The following is a 23,985-nucleotide window of genomic DNA, read 5'->3' as shown; positions in this document are numbered from 1 at the left end:
TCCGGGGGTAACCTACGCGACCGGTGTCAGCGCAGCAGCGCGCGCGACATGACGACGCGCTGGATCTGGTTGGTGCCCTCGTAGATCTGCGTGATCTTCGCGTCGCGCATCATGCGCTCGACCGGGAAGTCGGTGGTGTAGCCGGCGCCACCGAACAACTGCACGGCGTCGGTGGTGACCTCCATGGCGACGTCCGAGGCGAAGCACTTCGCGGCGGCCGAGATGAAGCCGAGGTTGGGCTCGCCGCGCTCGGCGCGAGCGGCGGAGGTGTAGACCATCAGGCGTGCGGCCTCGACCTTCATCGCCATGTCGGCGAGCATGAACTGCACACCCTGGTTGTCGGAGATCGGGCGGCCGAACTGCTTGCGGTCCTTGACGTAGGCGGTCGCCGCGTCGAGGGCGCCCTGGGCGAGGCCGACGGCCTGCGCACCGATGGTGGGGCGGGGGTGGTCGAGGGTCGCGAGAGCGGTCTTGAAGCCGGTGCCCGGCTCGCCGACGATGCGGTCGCCGGGGATGCGGCAGTTCTCGAAGTACAGCTCGGCGGTGGGGGAGCCCTTGATGCCGAGCTTCTTCTCCTTCGGTCCGACGACGAAGCCCTCGTCGTCCTTGTGGACCATGAAGGAGGAGATGCCGTTGGCGCCCTTCTCGGGGTCGGTGACGGCCATGACGGTGTACCAGGTGGACTTACCACCGTTGGTGATCCAGCACTTGGAGCCGTTGAGGATCCAGTCGTCGCCGTCGGCCTTGGCGCGGGTGCGCATGGAGGCGGCGTCGGAGCCGGCTTCGCGCTCGGACAGCGCGTAGGAGGCCATCGCGCCGTTGACGATGTCGGGGAGGACCTTGGCCTTGAGTTCGTCGGAGCCGCGGAGGATCAGGCCCATGGTGCCGAGCTTGTTGACGGCGGGGATCAGCGAGGAGGAGCCGCATACTCGGGCGACCTCTTCGATGACGATGCAGGCGGCGATCGAGTCGGCGCCTTGGCCTTCGAACTGCTCGGGCACGTGGATGGCGTTGAAGCCCGACTTGTTGAGGGCGTCGAGGGCTTCCTGCGGGAAGCGGGAGTTCTCGTCGACGTCCTTGGCGTAGGGCGCGATCTCCTTCTCGGCGAGCGCGCGGATGGCCTCGCGCAGCGCGTCGTGCTCCTCGGAGAGCTTGAACAGATCGAAGTCGGGATTGAGGGCCATGACGGCGGACTCCTAACGGCACGCGGTGCCAGATTTGCGAACGTAGCTCCCTCGACGATATCGGGGCGAGGGTTCGCGACGTGACGGAATGAGTCGATTGTAACCACGGCACTCAGTGCCAGGTCAACGGCGCTGCTGTGCGCCTTCGAGTTGGAGCCGAACCTGCTCGGCGATCTCGGCCGGTGTCAGGTGGGCCGGATAGGTCACCACCGCGACCGCCGGCGGAGCCGGCGCGACCTTCCCGTTCGTCGCGCCTTCGGGCACCGGAACCACACCGTACGTGCGGCGGAGCTCGAGCAGCTCCTGCTCGAGGCGTTCGGCAGTGGCGGTCTCGTCGCCGCGGATCATCGCGCGCAACACGAAATTGTGCGTGGCGGTCATCGCCGCCGCGAAGCTGACGGTGCGCACCGGCTTCTCCGTCGGGACGGCGGCGCGCAGGAAGTCGGTGAACAACCGCTCGTAGCGGTAGGTGGTGACGAGTTCGCGCTCCCGCAGCGCCGGCACCCGCTGCACCACCCGATACCGCCACACCGCCAGCTCGCGCCGGTCCCGGAAGTGCCCGAAGACGAGCTTGGCCCCCTCGCAGGCCGCCGCCCACGGATCGTCGAAATCCTGCGAGAGGTACTCGGCGACCTGCTCGAGCAGCGACTCGTGATCGGCGAAGATCACGTCCTCCTTCGACCGGAACTGCCGGAAGAAGGTCCGCCGCGACACCCCTGCGGCCGCGGCGATCTGCTCGACGGTGGTCGACTCGTAGCCGAACTCGGAGAACAAACGGATCGCCTGCGTGACGACATGCACCCGGAACTGGGCGGGATCGGGGCCCGTCGAATCGAGGCGACGGGTGCTGTTACCGGTACCGGATGTCATGGCGTCGAGTATCCAATGCAGTCGTGAGGGGTCGGCTCACCCCTCGGCGGCTTCGGCCGATCGCAGCTCGAACTTCAGGATCTTGCCGGTCGAGGTGCGGGGCAGCTCCAGCGGGAAGACGATGTCGCGCGGCACCTTGTACCCGGCGAGCAGCGTGCGCGTGTAGTCGATGATCTCCTCGGCCGTGACCGATTCGCCCTTCTTCAGGATCACGAACGCCTTGGGACGCTCACCCCACTTCTCGTCCGGAACGCCGACGACCGCGACGTCGAGCACCGCCGGGTGGCTGACGATCGCCTGCTCGACCTCCACGGTCGAGATGTTCTCGCCGCCGGAGATGATGATGTCCTTCGCGCGGTCCTTGAGCTGGATGTATCCGTCCGGGTACATCACGCCGAGGTCGCCGGTGTGGAACCAGCCGCCGCGGAACGCCTCCTCGGTCGCGTCCGGGTCCTTGTAGTAGCCGAGCATGACGTTGTTGCCGCGCAGCACGATCTCGCCCATGGTCTCGCCGTCGGCGGGCACGTCGTTCATGTCCTCGTCGACGACCCGCGCGGTCTCGGCCTGCAGCATGCCCACACCCTGACGGGAGAGCAGCGCGGCGCGTTCGTCGGCCGGCTTGTCGTCCCAGCTGTCCTGGTACTCGCAGATCGTGTACGGGCCGTACACCTCGGTGAGTCCGTAGACGTGGACAACCGTGATGCCGATCTGTTCGAGCTGGGCGATCACCGTCGGCGACGGCGGCGCGCCGGCCGTGGTGATCCGCAACGGACGGTCGAGTGGATGAGCCTGCTCGGCGTTCGCGATGGTCGAGCACACCGCGGGCGCACCGCACAGGTTGGTGACACCGAGGTTGTCGATGGCATCCCAGATCGCGTCGGCCCGCACCGCCCGCAGGCAGATGTGGGTGCCCGCCGCAGCGGTCACCGCCCAGGGCGTACACCAGCCGTTGCAGTGGAACATCGGCAGTGTCCACAGATACTTGCTCTGCCCGTCGAAGCTGTTGTGGAAGGTCTCGCCCAGCGAGTTCAGGTACGCGCCGCGATGGGTGTACATCACGCCCTTGGGTTTGCCGGTCGTGCCCGAGGTGTAGTTGAGGGTGATGACGCCGAGCTCGTCGTCGACGCTCCACGGCAGCGGCGTCGCATCGAGCGAGTCGACCTGCGCGAGGAACTCGTCGTACCGGGCGGTGGCCACCCCGGCGGGTACCTCGGGAGCGGGCACGGTGGAGTCGGGGACCTCGATGATCTCGGCGACGCCCGGAACGTTGTCGCGGACCTTCGCGACCGATCCGAGCAGTTCGGAGTCGACGAACAGCAGCTTCGTCTCGGAGTGGTCGAGGATGTACTCGAGTTCCGGCCCGGCCAGGCGCGAGTTCAGCGCGACCAGCACACCGCCTGCGAGCGGAACCGCGAAATGCGCGATGAGCATCTCGGGCACGTTCGGAGTCAGGTACGCGATCTTGTCGCCCGGCTCGATACGGCTGCGCAGCACGCGCGCGAGCCGCTGCGCCTCGTCGGCGAACTCGGCGTAGGTGTACGTGCGGTCTCCGTGGATGATCGCGGTGCGATCCGGGAACACCGCCGCGGACCGTTCGAGGAAGCGCAGCGGGCTCATCTGGCTGTAGTTCGCGGCTCCGGTCGAGCCGGGACGGACGGGGGCGATGGACACGGATACCTCCGGGGTGGCCTACTCGGATTCCGGCGTCTTCTGTGATCGTTGCAACACCGGGCGATGTGCAGGTTACAAATCGTGGAACTGGCCCCTCTACCCTCGAAAGTGGGTGTTCGGAGGGAAGAGCAGGAGCAATCGATGGATGTCGCCGTGCCGGGTGTGTTGCGTCCCGACGATCTCGACACCCTCCGCGCCACGCTGCGCGACCTCGAGGCGACGACGGAACTACCGGTGCTCTTCGGTGGCGCGGTGCAGGGCTCGGACGTCGTCCTGTCCGGATTCGTCGGAACCCGCGGTCGTGCCCTGCGCAATCTGGTGATCGCCGCCGAACGTGGACTCGGCGGTCGGGTGGTCGTCGAACAACGACCCGGCGCGGTCGCCGACTACTTCACCTCCCCGCACATCACCCACCACTACGACCGGCAGGTCGCCGGGGAGGGAATCGAGTCGTTGCTCGCCGTGCCGGTCGTGGTGCGCGGACGCACCCGGGCGGCGATCTACGGCGGGCTGAGGGGCAACCGGCCCATCGGCGACGTGGTGGCGGAGAAGGTCGTGCGGTCGGCCGCGGAGCTCGCGCGGGAGATCGAAATCCGCGACGAGGTCGATCGCCGCGTGTCGCTGATCGGGAACACGCGGGCCGCGCACGGCGCCACCGTGCCTGCCTCCGTCTCCGAAGCGCTGACGGAAAGCCTCGTGGCGCTGCGGGCGATCGCGGCGCGCACCGACGACCCGGTGATCAGGGAACAGGTGCGGAACGTCGAGGAGACACTGGCCCGGGCGCGCGACGGTGCGTCGCAGCCGCGGACGCATCTGACCGCGCGCGAGCACGACGTGCTGAGTCATGTGGCGCTGGGCTGCCGCAACGCGGAGATCGCCGACAGGTTGTCGCTGCGCGTGGAGACGGTGAAGACCTATCTGCGCAACGCCATGGACAAACTCGATGTGCGCAGTCGGCACGCGGCGGTCGTCGAGGCGCGTCGGCAGGGACTGCTGCCCTGATCGACCGCACTCCTGATCAGCGGCGGCGCAGTCGCCGGAAGAACTCGCGGATCGCGCTCAGCGCGCGCCGGAACTTCGTCTCGGTCGCGGGACGCTCGAGGACATCGGTACCCACCGGCGTGGGGAGCCGGACGGGCCAGCTGTCGTCGACGTCGACGACCTCGCGACCCAGCCCGCGCAGGTACTCGGCAAAGCTGCGTTGCCGTTCGGCGTGCCAGGCGGCCTGATCGGCCATGATGTCGAGTTCGGCGAGCTCGGGGAATCTCGCCACGAGCGCGCGGGTCAGGTGGCCGGCGGCGAGCGCGTCGGCCTCGGCCTCGTGCGGATTCGGCAGCGACACCCCGTACGCCTCGCACACCGCCTGCAGTGTGCGCCTGCCGGGCCGGCTGCGGTCCATCTCCCGGTCGATGACGTACGGGTCGACGACCGTGCCGATGTCGAGCCCCGTCAGGCCGAGCCGGCGTCCTTCGGCGTCGAGGACCGTCAGGTCGTAGCTGGCGTTGAATGCGACGACGATGTGGCCGCGCGCCCACGCGCCGCTCACGGCCTGCCGGATCTGCTTGTATCCCTCGAGATAGTCGAGTCCTTCGGCGCGGGCGTGGGCGGTGGTGATGCCGTGGATCGCGGTGGTCTCCTCGGGTATCGCGATCCCCGGGTCGAGCAGCCACGAGCGTGTGCCGATGCGATCGCCGTCGAAGGTCGCGACGCATGCCGTGACGATGCGGGCGTTGCGGGGATCCCGGTCGGTGGTCTCGAGATCGAACGCGCAGATCGGTCTGTCCGGCCAGTGCGTCATGTTCCGTCCTCGCGTCCGTCGGATGATGATCTGTCGAACGCATTGTTGCGGGAGGCACCGACATGCTCCGTCGCGGCCGCGACGGGCATCCGCACAAGGAGAGAACCTCAGATGGTGTCGGTGCAGACCACGAAGTTGCGTTCCCGGTACACGAACCCCCCCTCGGACGTGGAGCAGTCGTTCACGTCGGAGGTGTCGAACAGGATCTCGGTGACCTCCTCGCCCTGGACCGCGGGCTCACCGCAGTCGATGCGCTGCGGATCCTCGCCGCCGAGGTCGATGCAGTCGCCCACCACCCAGTCGATGTCGAGACACAACGCGCCGACCTCGATGCCGCCGAAGGACTCGTAGTAGGTCTGGTCGATGTCGCCGGGGCACATGGCACTGGCATCGACGACGTCGACGACCTTGTAATTCGAGCTCGGGCTGCCGCACACCGCGTAGTCGATGGTCGCGTCGTCGACCGTGCCGCCGAGCGCGACGCATTCGCCGACTGCGACGTCGACGCTCAACTCGGTCGACGACGACGCCGACGGGGTCGTTGTGGGTAGGGAGAAGGACGGCGCCGTGGACGTGTCCAGGGCGTTCGCGGCGGGCACGGCCTGCCCTTCGACCTGGGTCGCGCATCCTCCGAGCACCCCTGCTGCCGCCAACGCCATCGCGGCACCGGCCGCCCCTCGGAGAATGTTCATGGTCGAAGAGCCTACGGAAGTGCTGCCGGTACCCGTACAGGGTGGAACGATGTGCCGCATGGACCTGCCTGTGGTGCCGCCGCTCGCCCCGATGCTCGCCAAGGTCTCCTCCACCGTCCCCTCCCAACCCGAAGACGGTCCCGACGAGTGGTCCTACGAACCCAAATGGGACGGTTTCCGGGCGATCGTCTTCCGCGACGGTGACGAGGTGGTTCTCGGCTCGCGCGGAGGCAAGGACCTCGTGCGCTACTTCCCGGAACTCGCCGACGCCGCGCGCGCCGAACTGCCCCGCAGGTGCGTGGTCGACGGGGAGATCGTCGTCCCGCGCGAACACGACGGCCGCACCCGACTCGACTGGCAGGCGCTGTCCGAGCGGATCCATCCGGCCGCCAGCCGGGTCACGATGCTCGCCGAGCAGACACCGGCCGTGTTCGTCGGTTTCGATCTGCTCGCTCTCGCCGACGAGAATCTCATGGAGACCCCGTTCGCGGAGCGGCGCGCGCGGCTGCGGTCCGAGATCGGCGGGGGGAAGAGCTGTCATGTCACGGTGGCCACGACCGACACCGATCCCGCCCGCCGCTGGTTCGAGGAGTTCGAAGGGGCCGGCCTCGACGGCGTGATCGCCAAGCGACTCGACGGGCTCTATGTGCCCGACAAGCGGGAGATGCTCAAGCTCAAACATGCCCGCACCGCCGACTGCGTCCTCATGGGCTACCGCATGCACAAGAGCGTCGAGGGCATCGGGTCGTTGCTGCTCGGGCTCTATCACGACGGCGAACTCGCGATGGTCGGCGGAGCCTCGGCGTTCACGCGGGAGCGGCGCGAGGAACTGCTCGCCGAACTGCAACCGCTGCGACTCGGGGACGACGTCGTCGAGCAGGGTGAACCGACGCGGTGGCGTTCGGCGGTGGACCGCAGCTGGGTGCCGTTGCGTCCCGAACGTGTCGTGGAGGTCGCGTACGACCAGATGGAAGGTGTGTCGGGAGCGGGGATGCGGTTCCGGCACGCAGCGAAGTTCCTGCGGTGGCGTCCCGACCGTGACCCCGAGAGCTGCACGTTCGACCAGCTGGAGGTGCCGGTGCGCTACGACCTGTCGGATGTGCTCGACCGGACGGAGGACTGACATGGCCACGAAGCGTTCGCCCGCGGAGGAGTTGGACGTCGACGGCACGCCCGTGCGGTTGTCGAACCCCGACAAGATCTACTTCCCGCAGCTCGGCGCCGCGGGTGGCACGAAGCGGCACCTCGTGGAGTACTACCGCAGGGTCGCCACCGAGTTCGACGCACCGATCCTGACGGCTCTGCGCGATCGGCCGACGCATCTGCAGCGCTTTCCCGACGGCATCGAGGGGGAGGAGATCTATCAGAAGCGGGCACCGGTCAAGCGACCCGACCACGTGGCGACCTGCGAGATCACGTTCCCGTCGGGGCGTACCGCCGATGCGCTGCGTGTGTGTTCGGCTGCCGACGTGGTGTGGGCGGCCAATCTCGGGTGCGTGACCTTCCATCCGTGGCCGGTGCGCTGCGGCGACACCGACCGTCCCGACGAATTGCGCATCGACCTCGACCCGCAACCGGGAACCGATTTCGGCGACGCGCGGGCCGTGGCGCTGGAGGTCGTGCGCCCGCTTCTCGACGAACTGGGACTCGCCGGATATCCCAAGACGTCCGGTGGGCGGGGACTCCACATCTATCTGCGGATCGTGCCCGAATGGGATTTCGTCGGAGTCCGTCGTGCGGGGATCGCGCTCATGCGTGAGATCGAGCGGCGCAGCGACGGGCGGGCGACGACGGCGTGGTGGAAGGAGGAGCGCGGAGAGCGGCTCTTCCTCGACTACAACCAGAACGCGCGCGACAAGACGATCGCCTCGGCCTACTCGGTCCGTCGCACCCCGATCGCGACCGTCTCGACTCCGCTGACCTGGGACGAGCTGGTCGACGCCGAACCTGACGACTTCACGATCGCCACGGTGCCGGATCTGCTGGCGAAGCGCGGCGATCCGATGGCGGATCTCGATGCGCATGCGCACTCGCTGGACGTTCTGCTCGAGATGGCCGAACGGGACGAGGCGGACGGTATCGGCGCCCTGCCGTATCCGCCGAATCACCCGAAGATGCCGGGGGAGCCGAAGCGCGTCCAACCGTCCCGCGACACCGACCGGGCAAAGGACACGTGAACCGGAACGTTCGGGGAATCGCGTCCCTGTCGTGACCTCGAGTATGAGTCCTCCCGAGGTGCGAGTCCATAAACTGTCCGAGAGAACAGTCACTCGAGGTTCGGAAGGGTCGATGTCGTGATTCGCTCGTGGGCGTCCGGTCGGGTTCTCGGCGTCGGGGCAGTATTCGCTGCCGCCATCGGGGTCGGTTTCCTCATTCCTCAGACCGCGTCCGCGGCCACGACGTGCACGGCACCGCCGGGTGCCCCGGCCGAGATCGTGCAGATCGACGGGGGCGAAGCGTGCGGTGCGTCCACCGACGGCACCGCCGAGGCGTGGAGCTATGCCGAGCGGGGCGTGGGATTCGCCGATGCCCGCAGTGCCGCACAGGTGGTGGCCGCCGGATTCGACGGCGGTGTCGGCGCCGGGGAAAGCACGTCGGGACGGCTGTTCGCGATCGGCGTGGGGGAGGAGGCCCTGGCGCTCGGTGTGCTCGAAAGTCCGGGCACGGCGGTCGTCGCCGCGGGGCCGCAGTCGCAGGCCTATGTGGGCGACGCCGACGATCCGGTGTTGTGCGAGGGCACGGCGGCGGCCGCGTTCGAACTCGAGGCCGCACGCGGGTGTGTCGTGCTGGGCGACTTCCGGTACTTCACTCCTGGCGCGCAGACGCCGCCGTCGCCCCTGCCGTAGATTCGGCGCGTCTCGCCGGGATCCTCGACAGACAGACTGTACGTAAACCCTTCCTTTACGTTCCGTGTCGTCGTAGCCTGTCGCACATGCCGATGGAGGTGTCGCGATGACGACCGGAGCAGTCTTCGAACCTGCCGGGGCGACAGCGTCGTTCGCACCGGTGCACGTCCCGGGGCGGATCGACGCCCGGCCGGGCCCGGCGGCGCCGACCGAGATGGTCGTCGATGCGCGATTCCTGCGGCTGGCCGACGCGTTCTTCTCGCTGTACAAGCGGCCCCGGGACGGCGGCGGCGCACTCACCGCCTATCTCCACGGTGAGAAGGTCCTCGACATCTGGTCCGGCTGGTCGGCCCCCGACAAGCGGTGGAGCCGCGACACCATGGCGTTGTCGTTCTCGACCGGCAAGGGCGTGGCGTCGACCGTCGTGCACCGTCTGGCCGAGCGCGGAGTGATCGACTACTTCGCGCCCGTTGCGCAGTACTGGCCGGAGTTCGCCGCGAACGGCAAAGATGACATCACCGTCGCGGACGTCATGACCCACCGATCCGGCCTGCACCGGGTGCGCGGTCTGGTTCCGGGGACGCGCGGGATCCTCGACTACGAGACGACCGTCGCGGCACTCGAGCAGGCGGCACCGGATCGACGGCGGCGACGCGGCTCGGGCTACCACGCCGTCACCTACGGATGGCTCGTCGCCGAACTCGTGCAGCGGGTGACCGGTCTGCCCTTCGTGGAGGTCGTGGAGCAGGAGATAGCCCGGCCCCTCGGCGATCCCGATTTCTGGTACCGCGTGCCTCATGACGAACGGGGCCGTATCGCGAAGCTCTTCCCGCGGCTCGCCCCGGTCGGCCTGCACTGGGGTGCGAGCGCCGCGGTCCTGTCGCGACTCGAACCGACCCGCGGTCTCGCCGAGGCCGCGATGCCCGACGGCTTCGACAGGCTCGTCGGCGACCCGGCCGTGCACGACTCGGTGATGCCGGGCTGGAACGGTGTGTTCACCGCCCGCTCGCTCGCGCGTATGTACGGGGCGATAGCCGCCGGCGGGACGATCGACGGCGTGAAGTTCCTCGACGCCACCACGATCGACGAGATGTCGCGCGTGCGGGTGCGCAGCCGGGACTACGTGCTCGGTGTGCCGATGGCGTGGCGGCTCGGCTACCACCAGCCCATCTTCGCGAGCATCCAGCGTCCGCGCGGTGCGCTCGGGCACTACGGAGTGGGTGGCTCGGGGGCGTACGCCGATCTCGACACCGGTCTGTCGCTCGCCTTCGTCACCAACCGGCTCGGTGCCGGCGCGATCCCGCTCGGGGACCTGCGTCTGGCGCGGCTGGGCGAACTCGCCCGGTCGCTCGCGCGTCGTGCCTGAATCTTCCTGTCATTTTCGTGGTTCCGGGGACGGGGGTCCCTCGAGGGCGGGACGATCCGAATCGGAGCATCGTCGATTCGAGGAGTTCAGCCATGAGCCATGTCTACCGGGTGATCGAGGTCGTCGGATCGTCGACGACGGGAGTCGACGACGCGATCGCGAAAGCGGTGGCGCGAGCAGCGGAGACCACGCGGCATCTCGAGTGGTTCGAGACGGTCAACATCCGGGGCCACATCGACGACGGCCGGGTGGCCCACACGCAGGTCACTCTCAAGATCGGTTTCCGCATCGAATCGAGCGCCGAAACGGACATCTGAGGCACCTCGACAGCCGGAAATTCGATGATATGGTTTTGAGAACGTGGTTCTCGACCGAAACTGGAACGTGTACTAGTCTGAGGCTCGTTCGTTGTCCGGAATCGGCACTGTAGGCAGGTACAACTGTGGCTTATGTAATCACCCAGGCGTGCTGCAACGACGCCTCGTGTGTCGAGGTCTGCCCGGTCAACTGCATCCACCCGACACCCGACGAAGCACCCTTCGCGACCACGGAGATGCTCTACATCGATCCCGACACGTGCATCGACTGCGGGGCCTGTGTCGACGAGTGCCCGGTCGACGCGATCGCCGCCGACAACGAACTCACGCCGGCGCAGGAGCCGTACCTCGAGATCAACGCCGAGTACTACCGGCGGTACCCGATCGGGCCGGACTGGCCCGAGCTGCGCACGCGCCGCAAGCTGCCCGCCGAGCTGGGCACCCTGCGGGTGGCGATCGTCGGCTCGGGTCCTGCGGCGTGCTATGCCGCGATGGATCTGGTGACGCACTCGGCGGTGCAGGTCGACATCTTCGACCGCCTGCCCACCCCCTACGGGCTCGTGCGTGCCGGTGTGGCCCCCGATCATCAGAGCACCAAGGGAGTCGGCGACCTCTTCCGCAGCGCCATCGGCCACAAGAACACCCAGTGCTATTTCAACGTCGAGGTCGGCACCCACATCACCCACGAGGAACTGCTCGCGCACCATCACGCCGTGATCTACGCCGTCGGTGCCGCAGGCGACCGCACGCTGGGCATCCCGGGAGAGGCCCTCGTGGGCAGCCGCGCCGCGACCGAGTTCGTCGCCTGGTACAACGGACACCCTGATTTCGCCGACCACACCTTCGATCTGTCGGCCGAACGCGCGGTGATCATCGGCAACGGCAACGTCGCCCTGGACGTCGCGCGAGCCCTGGTGATGGACCCCGACGAGCTCGCGCGCACCGACATCGCCGAGCACGCGCTCGAGGCGCTGCGGAAGTCGAACATCCGCGAGGTCGTGGTCGTGGGCCGGCGCGGCCCGGCGCAGGCCGCCTACACCAACCCGGAGCTGCTCGCGCTCGGCTCGCTGCCCGGTGTCGATGTGGTCGTCGACCCGGTCGAGGTCGAACTCGACCCGGTCAGCCGCGCGCTGATCGACGATCCGGAGGTCGAACCCCGCCTGACGCTCAAGGTGCGGCAGGTCGAGGGCTTCGCGCAGCGCACTCCCACCGAGGGCAACAAGCGGATCGTGCTGCGCTATCTCGCCTCGCCGGTGGAGATCTCCGGCGACGGTGTTGTCGAATCGATCACCCTCGAGCGCAACGAACTGGTCGAGGTCGACGGCCGTCTCGAGGCCCGCCCGACCGGACAGACCGAAATCCTCGCGGCGGGATTGGTGCTGCGTTCGATCGGTTACCGCGGCACCGCGCCGGCCGGTCTGCCCTTCGACGAGCGGCGCGGGGTCATCCCGAACGAGGGCGGCCGGGTGATCGACGCCGAGACCGGAGCACCGGTGCCCGGTGTCTACACCGCCGGTTGGATCAAGCGTGGTCCCAGCGGCGTGATCGGCACCAACAAGCAGTGCTCTGCCGAAACGGTCGAGAAGATCCTCGACGATTTCGTCGAGGGCAAGCTGCCCGAGCCGGTCGCCGATCGGGAGAAGCTGGCGGCGCTGGTCGCCGAGCGGCGTCCGGAGCACATCGATTACCGGGGCTGGCTGCAGATCGACAAGCAGGAGAAGGCCCGCGGATCGGCGGCGGGACGCTCGCGCCTGAAGTTCGTCTCGATCGAGGAGATGCTCGCAGCGTCGCGGATCGAGTAATCCCGTCCGGTGGCGGGAACCCGGACCCATGGCTCAGCACTCCCATCCGGCAGTCGCTGCGTCGGGCCGATGGATCGATACCGACGGGATCCGCTACCCGTCCGGCGACACCCACGCATGGACACCCGGCACCAATCAGACCCTGTGCGGGGTGCCGCTCTCCCGTGCCCGACTCGACCGCTTTCCGCACGTGCCGTGGATCGACGCGCTGTACCTGGCGGAGCTGGGTGAACACGGAGTCGTCCCGTGTCGTCGCTGCACGGCGGCCACCCGCAACGACCAGCCGCGGTGACAGGGGCGATCGGCACCGGGCGCGTACTCGCCGAGATGGCGATCCGAGCGGGTGATGCCCGCGACCAGGTCGTCGCGGTCGGAGACGCGATCGCCGATCTCCTGCTGTACCTCGCCGATGCACACGGTGTCGCCGCGGCGCAGAAGGCCTCGGAGCACGGGCAACTCCACTTCCACGGGGGACTGGATCGCAGCCGGACGCGCTTGGGGTCCCGAAGATCCCTGACCTGCAGGGAAGATCCGGGACGGTCGCGGTGTTGAGACGACCGTGCAGGTGGCGTTGTCGTTGCTGGACCGCTCCCGGACCCGGGAGGGGCAGCCGGACGCTGCCGCATTGCAGCAGACCCTGCGTCGCGCCGAACTCGCCGAGGCGGCCGGCTACCACCGCTTCTGGGTGGCCGAGCACCACGCCGTCCCAGGCATCGCGTCGGGAGCTCCACCGCTGCTCATCGGCACGATCGCGGAGCGGACGAGCCGGATCCGAGTGGGATCCGGCGGCGTCATGCTGCCCAACCATCAACCGATCGTCGTCGCCGAACAGTTCGCGATGCTCGAAGCGATGCACCCGGGACGGATCGATCTGGGTGTCGGTCGTTCCCTCGGATTCACCGCGCCTGTGCGCGATGCGCTGCGGACCCACAAGGCCGACGCGGACGACTTCGCCGCCGACATCGAGGAACTGCGCGGTTATCTGCACGGCACCGCCGAAGTGACGGTGCGTCCTCGACTGTCCGAGCCGCCTCCGATCTTCGTCCTCGGCACCGGGCAGGGTATGCGGCTGGCGGCGCGTCTGGGCCTGCCCGTCGTCGTCGCCGGACCGCTTCTGCGGCAGGGATCGGAACCGTTCGACCGTTATCGCGCCGACTTCCGCCCGGCCACACCCGGCGCTGAGCCCTATGTTGTCGTCGGCCTGGACATCCTCATCGCCGACACCGAAGCCGAGGCTCGGGAGCTGCAGCTTCCGGAGGCCTGGGCGATGGCCGTCTCACGCGAAGAGGGGGCGTCCCCGCCGCTGTCCCCGATCGAGGAGATCCGCCGGCAGCCGATGACCGAGCGGCGCCGCCGCATCGTCGACGAGACCGCGAAGGGTTCGCTGGCCGGCACCGAGGATCAGGTGGCCGAAGGGCTCGAGAAACTGCTCGTCTCCACCGGGGCGAACGAGGTGCTCAGCTCCGCATCCACTTTCGACACCGACGCCCTGTACGACTCCGATGCGCGACTGGCGAGGATCTTCGGTCTCTGAACGGAGGGTGGAACAGATTGTCCCGCTCAACGATTCAGATCGATCAGGCGAGCACTGCCCTGCGCCGCCGCACACATCTTCTCCGTCCCGTCCTCGGTGACGGCGTAGATCTCGCAACGACACAGTGCCTGCCTGCGACTGGTGCTGACGATCATGGCGACCGCGCGTAGGAGTACGCCCCCGGCGGGCCGCAGGTAGTCGAGGCTCATGCCGGTCGTCACGATCGACGGCCCGAGGGCCGTGCCTGCGGCGAACGTGAGCGCATTGTCGGCCGCGTAGGCAAGAACACCTCCGTGCGCGAAGCCGAACTGCTGGAGCAGTTCCTCCCTGAGCGGTATTTCCAGGACTGCCCGGCCGCGCTCGTACTCGGTCAGACGGGCTCCGATCAGGACACTGAACGGTTGCGATGCCAACACCTTCCGGGCATCGGCGAGGGTACGGATCTCGGCGATCTCCTCCGACATACACAGCAAGGTACTCCGCTCCTCGGTTCCCGACCGCCACATCGGAGCGGCCGGCAGTCACTGTGCGGAGGCGACGATCGAGCGGAACTGTTCGCGCAGGGCCTCCGTGAGGTCACGGTGTTCGGGGACGAGATCGGGGTCGACGACGACCGCCACGGTCAGCGTGCCGGCATAGGACAGGGCCGCGAAAGCGACCGCGACGTTGCCCGTGGTGACGATCATCGGCACCATCGACGCGACAGGCACTCCTGCAACGGTGAGCGTCGACGACGGTCCCGGCAGGTCGGACAGGAACGAGTTGACCCGGCGCTGCCGGTCCACGAACCGGCGGAACGCCCCGACGGCCGCAAGGGCGCGGAAGACCGGACCCAGTAGTTCGGCAGACAGGCCCCGCACGTTCGCCTTCTGCAGTCGGGTCGTGCGGGAGACGGATACCGACCGGTGCTCCGGGGTCCCGTCCAGCGGTACCCGGACGGGCATGACGCCGACGCGATTGCCCAGTTGCCCACCCGTGGCAGCGGTGCGGGCGGAGACCGGCACCGAGATCATCAGCTCGGACGGGAACTCGCCGCGCTTGTGCAGGATGGTGGCGAGGGCGCCCCCGACGGCGACCAGCAGCACATCGTTGATCGTTGCGTCCCACTGCCGTCCCGCCCGACGGAGCGTGTCCAGATCCACCTCGACGGTCTCGAGCGCCAGACGAGACCCGATGGGCGCGTTCAACGAACACCGCGGGGCACGTCCGCCGCCGCCCCTCCCGAGTTCTGTCCATGCTGCAGGAAGACGTGCGACGGCTCGCGGTGCGCGGCGGAGCGCCCGCAAGTGACCGATTGCATTGTCGTAGAACAACTCTCGTCTGGTTGGTTGCGTTGAAGCGCGCTGTTCGGGCATGGGCGGTGTGCTGTCCGTGCCGTCGACGAGATGCGCCAGGATCGACAGACCACCGATCCCGTCGGCCAGGACGTGGTGCAGCACCATCACCAACGCCGTGTGCCCGTTCGGGTCCGCGATGTCGGTGACGAGCAGCGCGCGCCACAACGGCTGCGATCGGGGCAGCGGCCGGGTAAGGGCGTCCGCGGCGAGCGTCAGTGCGGCGTCCCTGTCGCGGGGACCGGGGCACCGCACCTGGGAGAAGTGGGCATCGATGTCGAAGTGGGCGTCGTCGAGCCAGTAGGGACGCCCGAGTCCGAAGGCCGGCTCGATCAGGCATTGCCGCAGGCGTCGAATCCGGACGAGGCGTTCGGCGAGCACGGTCATCAGTGTCGTGGGGTTCGTCAGGTTCTCACCGGCGAAGAAGATCGCAGCACCGACATTCATGGGTACCCGTCCCACGTCCGAGACGAGTTCGATCAGGTCTCCGGGACCGATGCGGTCGATGCCGTTCGAGGCCGCCACCCTTCGAGGATGACAGACGCACGCTGTCCGTCTATTGCCTACGGCCGAGTAGGGGAGCAGTGTGAACACGGGTGGTTTCGGGTGGGGGGTCGCGCCGAAACGACCGGCGACGCCGCGTCGGCGCCGCCTTGAGGAGAGGGGTGCCGATCGTGTTTGCACGCTCCACCACAATTCATGCGTATCCGTCGTACATCGACGCCGGGATCAAGCACGTACGCGACATCGTGATGCCTGCCCTGGCGGACATGAACGGTTGCCTGGGGCTGTCCCTGCTGATCGACCGCGGCTCGGGCCGATGCATCGCCACCAGCTCCTGGCGGGACGAGGACGTGTTGCGCTCCAGCGAAGGCATGGCCCGCATGCTCCGGGACGAGGCGGCCCGGATGTTCCATGCCACCACGGACGTGGCCAACTGGGAGATCGCCGTCATGCACCGCGATCACCACTCGACCCGTGGGTCCTGCTGCAGTGTCACCTGGGTCGACATCGATCCCGCGCAGGTGGATCGCGGTGTGGACATGTGGAAGATGGCCGCGCTGCCGCGGATGGAGGAACTCGAGGGTTTCTGCAGCGCCAGCCTGATGCTCGACCGTGCCGGTGGTCGCGGGGTGACCTCGTTGACGTTCGACAGTGCCGAGGCGATGGACCGCACCAGAGCACATGTCGACGACATCCGCTCCGAGGTGACTCGGGCAGCAGGCGCCAGGGTGCTCGATACCGGTGAGTTCGAGCTCGTCATCGCCCACCTCGACGTCCCGGAAATGGTGTGACCGCGGGTCTGCGGCGCGGGTGATATCCGTTCACCCGCGCCGTGGCCGTCCGCATTCGTAATAGACCACTCGGTCCGCTGACCTGGGAAAACGCCGAGACCGTCCGCATTCGAATTGCCCGTCCGTAACCGTCCTGTGTCTAATGAACGGGTACGAGCACGCCGCGCAGGGGAAGTAAGGCGCGGCGCACCGCTGAACGATGGGTTGTGGAATGTTCGAAAAGCGAGCTTTGTCGAACGGTCGCCGCACGGGCCGCCGATCTGCGCGGATCGGTGCTGCACTCGTGGGCGCAGCCGCCGTGGCACTGGCCACCGCCGGTCCTGCAAGCGCGGCACCGCTGTGGCCCGGTGGGCCCGAGGTGCCGAGTGTCCAAGAGCTGATCGAAGGGCTCACGCCGCCCGGGGTGACGCCGCCGCAGCTTCCGCCCCAGCTCGCTCCCGAGCCGGCCGCCCCGTTCTCCGCTCCGTCCGTCAACCCGTCGAACGGGGAGACGGTGGGTGTCGCGCAGCCGATCATCATCCGCTTCAACGAGGCCGTCGGAGATCGTGCAGCCGCCGAACGCGCCATCCGCATCACCACGCAGCCGCCCGTCGACGGGCACTTCTACTGGGCGTCGAACACGCAGGTCCGCTGGAAGCCGTTCGAGTTCTGGCCCGCGAACACCGCGGTGACCGTGAAGGCCGGCGACACTCAGTCGTCGTTCACCATCGGTGACGCTCTGGTGACGGTCGCCGACAACAACACCAAGACCATCACCGTCACCCGCAACGGCGAGGTCGTCCGCACCATGCCGACGTCCTTCGGCAAGCCCGGCCACGACACCCCGAACGGCACGTACATCGTCGGTGAGAAGTACCGCGACATGTACATGGACTCGTCGACCTACGGGGTGCCCGTCGACAGCCCCGAGGGATATCGCACCTACGTCGAGTACGCGACGCGGATGTCCAACAGCGGCATCTTCCTCCACGCCGCACCGTGGTCGGTCGGCGCGCAGGGCAACACCAACGTCAGCCACGGCTGCCTCAACGTGAGCACCGAGGACGGCAAGTGGTTCTACGAGAACGCCAAGAAGGGCGATCCGGTGATCGTGCAGAACACGGCCGGTGGAACCCTCAACGGCTGGGACGGTCTCGGCGACTGGAATCTCTGACACCGACGCACATCTCCGACGCCCCCTGCTTCCGGTTCGTAACGTTCGTCCGGAATAGCAGGGGGCGTCGCCCTTTCGTAACCCATGGTTCGTTCTGTCGGCACACACTGCTCCGGTGTCACCGAGTCCGGAACGAACCCTGCCGCAACACGAACGCGGCCTCCGCCACCGCCCGTGGCGCGATTACGCGCTCTTCGCGGCATTGGTCGGGCCCAATCTCGCGCTGTTGATCCTGTTCACCTACCGGCCTCTCGCCGACAACATCCGGCTCTCCTTCTTCGAGTGGAACATCGCGAGCCCGAACTCGACCTTCGTCGGACTCGCCAACTACCGAGAATGGTTCACGCGTCCCGACAGTTGGGAGATCGTCGGCAACACCATCGTGTTCACCGTGGCGACCGTTGCCGGTTCGATGGCACTGGGACTCGGGCTCGCACTGCTTCTGGACCGTAGGCTCCATGGACGCAATCTCGTCCGGTCGGCGCTGTTCGCACCGTTCGTCATCTCCGGTGCGGCCGTCGGAATCGCCTTCCAGTTCGTCTTCGATCCGAACTTCGGTCTGGTGCAGGACGTCCTGACCCGGGTGGGAATTCCGACGCCGGACTTCTACCAGGACTCCAACTGGGCGTTGGTGATGGTGACCCTGACGTACATGTGGAAGAATCTCGGCTACACATTCGTCATCTATCTCGCTGCACTGCAGGGACTCCGGCCCGAGTTGAGCGAAGCCGCCGCCATCGACGGTGCCTCCCGGGGAACGAGCTTCCGGCGCGTCGTCCTTCCGCAATTGCGGCCCACCACCTACTTCCTGTCGATCACCGTGCTGCTCAATTCGTTCCAGGTCTTCGACATCATCAACGTCATGACTCGTGGGGGTCCGTTGGGGACCGGCACGACCACGATGGTCTACCAGATCTACGACGAGTCGTTTCGCAACTTCCGTGCCGGCTACGGCGCCACCGTTGCCACCATCATGTTCCTGGTACTGCTCGCGGTGACCGTTTATCAGGTGCGCATCATGGACCGAGGAGGTCACTCGTGACCGCTGTCGCGGAGAAGTCTGTCGTGCACCTGGTCGCACCCGCGGACGAAACGCGTTCGCACCGAAGACGAGAGCGCGCCGTCACGGCTCTGGCCTATGTCGCCATGGTGCTCGTGCTGCTGGTGGTGGCTCTGCCCTTGTATTGGATTGTCGTGACATCGTTCAAGGAGCGGCCCGACATCTACACGCTGCCGGTGACCTGGTGGCCGAGCGTCTTCCATCCGCAGAACTACACGGAGGCAACCGAATCTGTGCCGTTCGGGTTGTTCCTGCGCAACTCGATCGTCATCACGACGATACTGGCGACGGTGAAGTTCGTCCTCGGAGTGTTCAGTGCGTTCGGTCTCGTGTTCCTGCGGTTCCCCGGCAAGAACATCGTCTTCCTCGGCATCATCGCCGCGCTGATGGTGCCGAACCAGATCACCGTCATCTCCAATTATGCGCTCGTCGCGGACTGGGGTTGGCGCAACACCTTCCAGGGCATCATCGTGCCGTTGGCAGGCGTGGCCTTCGGAACGTTCCTCATGCGCAACCATTTCCTGTCCATTCCGGCCGAGATCATCGAAGCCGCACGGATGGACGGAGCGGGCCCGTTCCGGCTGCTGTGGCGCGTGGTCCTCCCCGTATCCGGCCCGACCATGGTCGCGTTCGCGCTCATCACCGTCGTGAACGAGTGGAACGAGTATCTATGGCCGTTCCTGATGGCCGACGACGCATCCGTTGCGCCGTTACCGATCGGGCTGACACAACTCCAGAACAACGACGGTGTCACGAACTGGGGTCCGGTCATGGCCGGCACCGTGCTCGCGATGCTGCCGATTCTCGTGATTTTCCTTGTGCTGCAAAAGCACATGATCAAGGGCCTCACCTCCGGTGCGGTCAAGGGCTGAATCCTCAGGGAGCTGGGAATGGACATCAGGAACATCGACAGGCGTCGTTTCCTCGGGCTGACCGGTCTCGTGGCTGCGAGCGCTGCGCTGACCGCATGTGCAGGGACGGGCGGTGGCTCGTCCCAGACTTCGGGAACGGGATCGTTATCCGGCGATGCATCGCGGATCAGCTTCTGGTCCAACCACCCCGGCAAATCCCAGGACGTGGAGAAGGAGCTGATCCGGCGGTTCCAGGACGCGAACCCGGGCATCACGGTCGATCTCATCGACGGTGGCAAGAACTACGAGGAGGTCTCACAGAAGTTCAACGCCGCGCTCTCCGGCGGCGACCTGCCCGACGTGGTCGTGCTGTCGGACGTGTGGTGGTTCAACTATGCGATCACCGGTGCGATCACCCCGCTCGACGATCTGTTCCGCGAGGTGGGAGTGGACACCGGCGACTACGTCGATTCCCTGCTCGCGGACTATCTCTACGAGGGGAGTCACTTCGCTCTTCCGTACGCGCGGTCGACTCCGCTGTTCTACTACAACAAGCAGGTGTGGCAGCAGGCCGGACTTCCCGATCGCGGACCCGACACCTGGGAGGAGTTCGACGAGTGGGGTCCCCGCATCCAGGGGGTGGTCGGCGACGGCAGGCTCGCGCACGGCTGGGGCAACGCCAAGGATTACCTCGGATGGACCTTCGAGGGCCCGATCTGGACCTTCGGTGGTGCCTATTCCGACGGATGGGACCTGAAGTTCACCGACGAGAAGACGATTGCGGCAGGGGAATTCCTGAAGCGCATGATCCACGACAAGAAGTACGCCGCGGTGACGACCGATATCGCGAACGACTTCTCCGCCGGTCTCATCGCCTCCACGATCGCGTCCACGGGAGACCTGTCGGGTATCACGCAGAACGCGTCCTTCGAATTCGGGACGGCCTTCCTGCCGGCTCCCGAAGGCGTCGCGGGATGCCCCACCGGTGGTGCGGGTCTGGCGATTCCGTCCGGTATCTCCGACGAACGCAAGCGCAATGCCCTGAAGTTCGTCGAGTTCGTCACCAACGGCGACAACACCGCGTACTTCTCACAGAACATCGGTTACATGCCGGTCCGGAAGTCCGCGGTGGACACCCCCGCCATGAAGGAGTACCTCGAGGACAACCCCAACGCACGGACCGCGGTCGACCAGCTGGCCGTCACGCGCTCCCAGGACTACGCCCGGGTGTTCGTCCCCGGTGGCGATCAGATCATCGGGACCGGCCTGGAACGGATCGCACTGCAGAACGCCGACGTCGCAACGACCTTCGCCGACGTGCAGCAGCAGCTGCAGGCGGTCGTCGACAGGCAGATCACCCCCAACCTGAAGTAGAAGGAACACCATTGGCTGCCATCGCCTTCCGCAACGTCACCCATCGGTATCCCGGTGCCGATCGTCCTGCCGTGGACCGACTGGACCTCGACATCGAGGACGGGGAATTCCTCGTCCTCGTCGGGCCCTCGGGATGCGGCAAGTCGACGAGCCTGCGCATGCTCGCCGGTCTCGAGGCGGTCGACTCCGGGCGCGTGGAGATCGGTGGTCGTGACGTCACAGGACTGCCACCGAAGGCCCGTGACGTCGCGATGGTTTTCCAGAACTATGCGCTCTACCCGAACATGACCGTGGCGGAGAACATGGCTTTCGCTCTGCAGAACGCGGGGATGAAGAAGGACGAGCGCACGGCCCGAGTGCTCGAAGCCGCCCGGATGCTCGAACTGGAATCACTGCTGGACCGCAAGCCCGGAAAGCTGTCGGGTGGTCAGCGTCAGCGTGTCGCGATGGGGCGCGCGATCGTCCGTCCCCCGGCAGTGTTCTGCATGGACGAGCCGCTTTCGAATCTCGATGCGAAACTGCGGGTCAGCACCCGCGCGCAGATCGCCGAGTTGCAGCGGTCGCTCGGCACCACCACCGTGTACGTGACCCACGACCAGGTCGAGGCGATGACGATGGGAGATCGTGTCGCCGTCCTGGAGAACGGCCGCCTTCAGCAGGTCGCGTCGCCTCGGAAGTTGTACGACGAGCCGGTGAACACCTTCGTCGCCGGGTTCGTGGGGTCGCCGGGGATGAACCTCGTCGAGGCAGCTGTACACGACGGGTACGCCGAACTCGGAGCGCTGCGGATCCGCGTTCCGCGTTCGGTGGATTCCGATCGCGTGGTGATCGGGGTCCGTCCGGAATCGTGGACGACCGTGGGGGCGTGGCGATCCGACTCCTGGTCGCTACGGACGGTCCTGGTCGAGGAACTCGGTGCCGAGTCGTTCGTGTACGCGGTGCCGAAGGACACCGTGGACGGAGATGCCGACAGGATCGTCGTCCGGTGGGATCGGCATGTGCCCGTCTCGTCGGGTTCCGAGATCCACGTGATCCCGAAACCCGACGAGGTGTACTTCTTCTCCGCACGGACCGGGGTTCGGCTCGGTGCTACTGCTCCGCTACCAATGCGTCGATCTGGTTGATGGCGGACGAGGCGCCCTCGACCACGCCCATGTCCAGAACCTGCTGGAGCGCTTCGGCGCTCTCGTAGGTGCTGACATAGGTTGCGCGCGTGCCGCCCTCGAACTCCTCGAAACTGTAGACGCACCGTGCGACGGGTAGTTCCGGTTTCGGGGTGAAGTCCGGCTCCGCGAAGCCGTCCAGGAACGAGAAGCCCGTCGGTTCGTCGACGGTCGTGATATCCCAGTAGCCGGCGTACTTCTCACCATCGGGGCCGGTCATGAAGTAGGTGGTACGGGTGCCGGGCTTCAGATTGTGGTCGACCACCGTCGCGGGGAAGGTCGGGGGTCCCCAGATCTTCTCCAGCTGACGGGGATCGGCGTAGACCTGCCAGATGCGGGACACCGGGGCGGCGAACTCCGCGGTGATGGTCAGGGTCGGCTGGTCGGAGTCGTGCCGGACGTCGGTTACAGGCATTTCTCAGCCTTCCTCGGAGGATTCGGATGCGATGAGTTCGTCGATGCGCGCGATGCGACCGCGCCAGAGCTGCTCCATCTCGGTGAGCATGGACGCCACCGACCGCACTGCCGCCACGTCACCACTGGCCAACTGCTCGCGACCGCTGCGTCGCTTCACGAGCAGACCGGCCTTCTCCAGCACGGCGACGTGTTTCTGTACTGCGGCGAAGGACATGTCGTAGTTCGCTGCGAGAGCGGACACCGAGTGCTCCCCGGCCAGGACGCGTCGCATGATGTCTCGTCGGGTCCGGTCGGAGAGCGCGTGGAACAGGGCATCGACCCGGTCCTCGTCGTCTCCGCTCACATCCCAAATGTACAACCGAATGATTGTATGTCAAGAGTTCGAAGCGATCACGAGTCGGTCGCCGTAGGCTGCCCGCTTCTCCTCGTCGAAGCCGCCGTCGGTGACGATGCACGAGACCTCGTCGAGGCTCGCGACCCGGGCGAGCGCGCGCTCTCCGAACTTCGAACGATCCGCCACGACGATCGTCTTCTCGGCCGACCGGATCATCGCCCGCTTGATCGGGATCTCCAGCGTGTTGGTGTTGGTGATGCCGGCAGTGGGGTGCACGGCGTCGGCACCGAGGAACGCCCAGTCGGCCGAGTAGTCCGAGAGGAACTGCACGGCATGGTCGCCGACCAGGGTGTAGACCGAGCCGAGGAGCTCGCCTCCGGACACGAGAAGCCGGACATCGGGAAATGCCGCAACGTATTTCGCGATACGCAGGTCATTGGTGAGGACCGTCAGTGACGCCTTGTGTCGCAGTGCGACCGCTACCTCGTAGGTTGTGGATCCACTGTCGAGCACCACGCTGTCGCCGTCGGACACCATGGCGGCCGCTACCGCCGCGATCGCCACCTTCTCCTCACGGCGTACGTCCTTCTTGAGGGCGTACGGCACCTCGAGGCCCGCGCCCTCGACCGCTCGGGCGCCCCCGTGCGTGCGCTCGACCTTCCCTTCACGGGCGAGCGAATCGAGGTCGCGACGGATCGTGGACGCGTCGACGCCGAGATCGGCCGAGAGGGTCTTCGCATCGACATATCCGTCGGCGAGGATTCGGTGGAAGATTTCACGTCGCCGTGCGGTCGCTGACACGATTGCTCCTAGGGCTCTGGGCACTCGAATTTCTGGGTACTCGGACGCCGTGGTCGGGGGTCGGTGCACGACCATAACGCACGGGCGACACACCTTTGCGTGGATATTGACACTGTCTGCGCT

Annotated in this window: 26 protein-coding genes; 16 read left to right on the top strand and 10 right to left on the bottom strand. The window is 67.0% G+C overall.

Annotated features, from left to right (window positions below; all coding sequences use genetic code 11):
* Positions 1-26 precede the first annotated feature (26 nt).
* From IM25_RS03845 to IM25_RS03835, 3 genes are all read right to left on the bottom strand, one after another.
* A complete protein-coding gene (locus IM25_RS03845; protein ID WP_065995769.1) occupies positions 27-1,184 on the bottom strand; it encodes an acyl-CoA dehydrogenase in 1,158 nt (385 codons plus the stop codon).
* 123 nt (positions 1,185-1,307) lie between these two features.
* Positions 1,308-2,054, bottom strand: a complete 747-nt coding sequence (locus tag IM25_RS03840) for a TetR family transcriptional regulator (protein WP_006553690.1) — start codon at positions 2,052-2,054, stop codon at positions 1,308-1,310.
* A gap of 36 nt (positions 2,055-2,090) precedes the next feature.
* Complete coding sequence (locus IM25_RS03835; protein ID WP_232333450.1) at positions 2,091-3,671, bottom strand: acyl--CoA ligase family protein; 1,581 nt, start codon at positions 3,669-3,671, stop codon at positions 2,091-2,093.
* Positions 3,672-3,866: 195 nt separating this feature from the next.
* Here IM25_RS03835 and IM25_RS03830 point away from each other — a divergent pair, with 195 nt between their 5' ends.
* A complete protein-coding gene (locus IM25_RS03830; RefSeq protein WP_065995768.1) occupies positions 3,867-4,727 on the top strand; it encodes a LuxR C-terminal-related transcriptional regulator in 861 nt (286 codons plus the stop codon).
* A 16-nt stretch (positions 4,728-4,743) separates the two neighbouring features.
* Here IM25_RS03830 and IM25_RS03825 read toward each other — a convergent pair whose 3' ends face one another.
* Positions 4,744-5,523: a 3'-5' exonuclease gene (locus IM25_RS03825; protein WP_033098418.1), complete on the bottom strand. Its 780-nt coding sequence runs from the start codon at positions 5,521-5,523 to the stop codon at positions 4,744-4,746.
* A gap of 107 nt (positions 5,524-5,630) precedes the next feature.
* The gene (lppU, locus tag IM25_RS03820; RefSeq protein ID WP_033098417.1) at positions 5,631-6,215 is read right to left on the bottom strand and encodes an LppU family putative lipoprotein; all 585 of its coding nucleotides are present in this window, start codon (positions 6,213-6,215) and stop codon (positions 5,631-5,633) included.
* A 58-nt stretch (positions 6,216-6,273) separates the two neighbouring features.
* Between lppU and IM25_RS03815 the strand changes: the two genes are divergently transcribed.
* The 9 genes from IM25_RS03815 (at position 6,274) to IM25_RS03775 (ending at position 14,080) form a co-directional block, all read left to right on the top strand.
* Complete coding sequence (locus IM25_RS03815; protein WP_065995767.1) at positions 6,274-7,338, top strand: ATP-dependent DNA ligase; 1,065 nt, start codon at positions 6,274-6,276, stop codon at positions 7,336-7,338.
* A gap of 1 nt (position 7,339) precedes the next feature.
* Complete coding sequence (locus IM25_RS03810; RefSeq protein WP_065995766.1) at positions 7,340-8,392, top strand: DNA polymerase domain-containing protein; 1,053 nt, start codon at positions 7,340-7,342, stop codon at positions 8,390-8,392.
* Positions 8,393-8,509: 117 nt separating this feature from the next.
* A complete protein-coding gene (locus IM25_RS03805; RefSeq protein WP_006553684.1) occupies positions 8,510-9,061 on the top strand; it encodes a DUF6764 family protein in 552 nt (183 codons plus the stop codon).
* A 106-nt stretch (positions 9,062-9,167) separates the two neighbouring features.
* Complete coding sequence (locus tag IM25_RS03800) at positions 9,168-10,427, top strand: serine hydrolase domain-containing protein (RefSeq protein ID WP_006553683.1); 1,260 nt, start codon at positions 9,168-9,170, stop codon at positions 10,425-10,427.
* A 92-nt stretch (positions 10,428-10,519) separates the two neighbouring features.
* Positions 10,520-10,744 carry a dodecin gene (locus IM25_RS03795; protein WP_006553682.1) on the top strand — a complete coding sequence of 75 codons (225 nt, stop codon included), beginning with the start codon at positions 10,520-10,522 and terminating at the stop codon, positions 10,742-10,744.
* Positions 10,745-10,869: 125 nt separating this feature from the next.
* Complete coding sequence (locus IM25_RS03790; protein ID WP_065995765.1) at positions 10,870-12,546, top strand: FAD-dependent oxidoreductase; 1,677 nt, start codon at positions 10,870-10,872, stop codon at positions 12,544-12,546.
* 28 nt (positions 12,547-12,574) lie between these two features.
* Positions 12,575-12,838, top strand: coding sequence for a hypothetical protein (locus IM25_RS03785; protein WP_033098415.1), 264 nt, complete (start codon positions 12,575-12,577; stop codon positions 12,836-12,838).
* Entirely contained in the window at positions 12,793-13,098 is a 306-nt protein-coding gene (locus tag IM25_RS03780) for a hypothetical protein (protein ID WP_232333391.1), read from the top strand. Before IM25_RS03785 ends, IM25_RS03780 begins: the two co-directional genes overlap by 46 nt.
* A 13-nt stretch (positions 13,099-13,111) precedes the next feature.
* Positions 13,112-14,080, top strand: a complete 969-nt coding sequence (locus IM25_RS03775) for an MsnO8 family LLM class oxidoreductase (RefSeq protein ID WP_065996462.1) — start codon at positions 13,112-13,114, stop codon at positions 14,078-14,080.
* 26 nt (positions 14,081-14,106) lie between these two features.
* Here the strand turns inward: IM25_RS03775 and IM25_RS03770 are convergent, their stop codons facing one another.
* Both IM25_RS03770 and IM25_RS03765 read right to left on the bottom strand, forming a co-directional pair.
* Positions 14,107-14,544, bottom strand: a complete 438-nt coding sequence (locus IM25_RS03770; protein ID WP_033098414.1) for a PaaI family thioesterase — start codon at positions 14,542-14,544, stop codon at positions 14,107-14,109.
* Positions 14,545-14,601: 57 nt separating this feature from the next.
* Positions 14,602-15,939 carry a wax ester/triacylglycerol synthase domain-containing protein gene (locus IM25_RS03765; RefSeq protein ID WP_033098413.1) on the bottom strand — a complete coding sequence of 446 codons (1,338 nt, stop codon included), beginning with the start codon at positions 15,937-15,939 and terminating at the stop codon, positions 14,602-14,604.
* Positions 15,940-16,079: 140 nt separating this feature from the next.
* Between IM25_RS03765 and IM25_RS03760 the strand changes: the two genes are divergently transcribed.
* The 6 genes from IM25_RS03760 to IM25_RS03735 all read left to right on the top strand — a co-directional run bounded on the left by IM25_RS03760 (position 16,080) and on the right by IM25_RS03735 (position 22,271).
* Positions 16,080-16,709 carry a hypothetical protein gene (locus tag IM25_RS03760; RefSeq protein ID WP_033098412.1) on the top strand — a complete coding sequence of 210 codons (630 nt, stop codon included), beginning with the start codon at positions 16,080-16,082 and terminating at the stop codon, positions 16,707-16,709.
* A gap of 211 nt (positions 16,710-16,920) precedes the next feature.
* Positions 16,921-17,862: a L,D-transpeptidase gene (locus IM25_RS03755; protein WP_006553674.1), complete on the top strand. Its 942-nt coding sequence runs from the start codon at positions 16,921-16,923 to the stop codon at positions 17,860-17,862.
* Positions 17,863-17,977: 115 nt separating this feature from the next.
* On the top strand, positions 17,978-18,904 hold the full coding sequence (locus IM25_RS03750) for a carbohydrate ABC transporter permease (protein WP_052040160.1): 927 nt from the start codon (positions 17,978-17,980) through the stop codon (positions 18,902-18,904).
* The gene (locus IM25_RS03745; protein WP_006553672.1) at positions 18,901-19,794 is read left to right on the top strand and encodes a carbohydrate ABC transporter permease; all 894 of its coding nucleotides are present in this window, start codon (positions 18,901-18,903) and stop codon (positions 19,792-19,794) included. Before IM25_RS03750 ends, IM25_RS03745 begins: the two co-directional genes overlap by 4 nt.
* 18 nt (positions 19,795-19,812) lie before the next feature.
* Entirely contained in the window at positions 19,813-21,147 is a 1,335-nt protein-coding gene (locus tag IM25_RS03740) for an ABC transporter substrate-binding protein (protein WP_084294954.1), read from the top strand.
* Positions 21,148-21,158: 11 nt separating this feature from the next.
* Positions 21,159-22,271: an ABC transporter ATP-binding protein gene (locus tag IM25_RS03735; protein WP_065995764.1), complete on the top strand. Its 1,113-nt coding sequence runs from the start codon at positions 21,159-21,161 to the stop codon at positions 22,269-22,271.
* On the opposite strand, the gene IM25_RS03730 is transcribed toward IM25_RS03735, so the two are convergent.
* The 3 genes from IM25_RS03730 to IM25_RS03720 are packed head-to-tail and all read right to left on the bottom strand — an operon-like array spanning position 22,237 to position 23,862.
* A complete protein-coding gene (locus IM25_RS03730) occupies positions 22,237-22,725 on the bottom strand; it encodes an SRPBCC family protein (RefSeq protein ID WP_033098410.1) in 489 nt (162 codons plus the stop codon). The two genes, IM25_RS03735 and IM25_RS03730, sit on opposite strands and share 35 nt — an antisense overlap.
* A 3-nt stretch (positions 22,726-22,728) precedes the next feature.
* Positions 22,729-23,070: an ArsR/SmtB family transcription factor gene (locus IM25_RS03725; RefSeq protein WP_033098409.1), complete on the bottom strand. Its 342-nt coding sequence runs from the start codon at positions 23,068-23,070 to the stop codon at positions 22,729-22,731.
* Between the two features lie 30 nt (positions 23,071-23,100).
* The gene (locus IM25_RS03720; protein WP_024102122.1) at positions 23,101-23,862 is read right to left on the bottom strand and encodes a DeoR/GlpR family DNA-binding transcription regulator; all 762 of its coding nucleotides are present in this window, start codon (positions 23,860-23,862) and stop codon (positions 23,101-23,103) included.
* Between the last annotated feature and the right edge of the window lie 123 nt (positions 23,863-23,985).

Origin of the sequence: Rhodococcus sp. p52 (genome assembly GCF_000763325.2) — a bacterium.
Lineage (GTDB): Bacteria > Actinomycetota > Actinomycetes > Mycobacteriales > Mycobacteriaceae > Rhodococcus > Rhodococcus pyridinivorans.
Note: the sequence above shows the minus strand (reverse complement) of the source record. Positions and strands in the feature narration are given on the sequence as shown.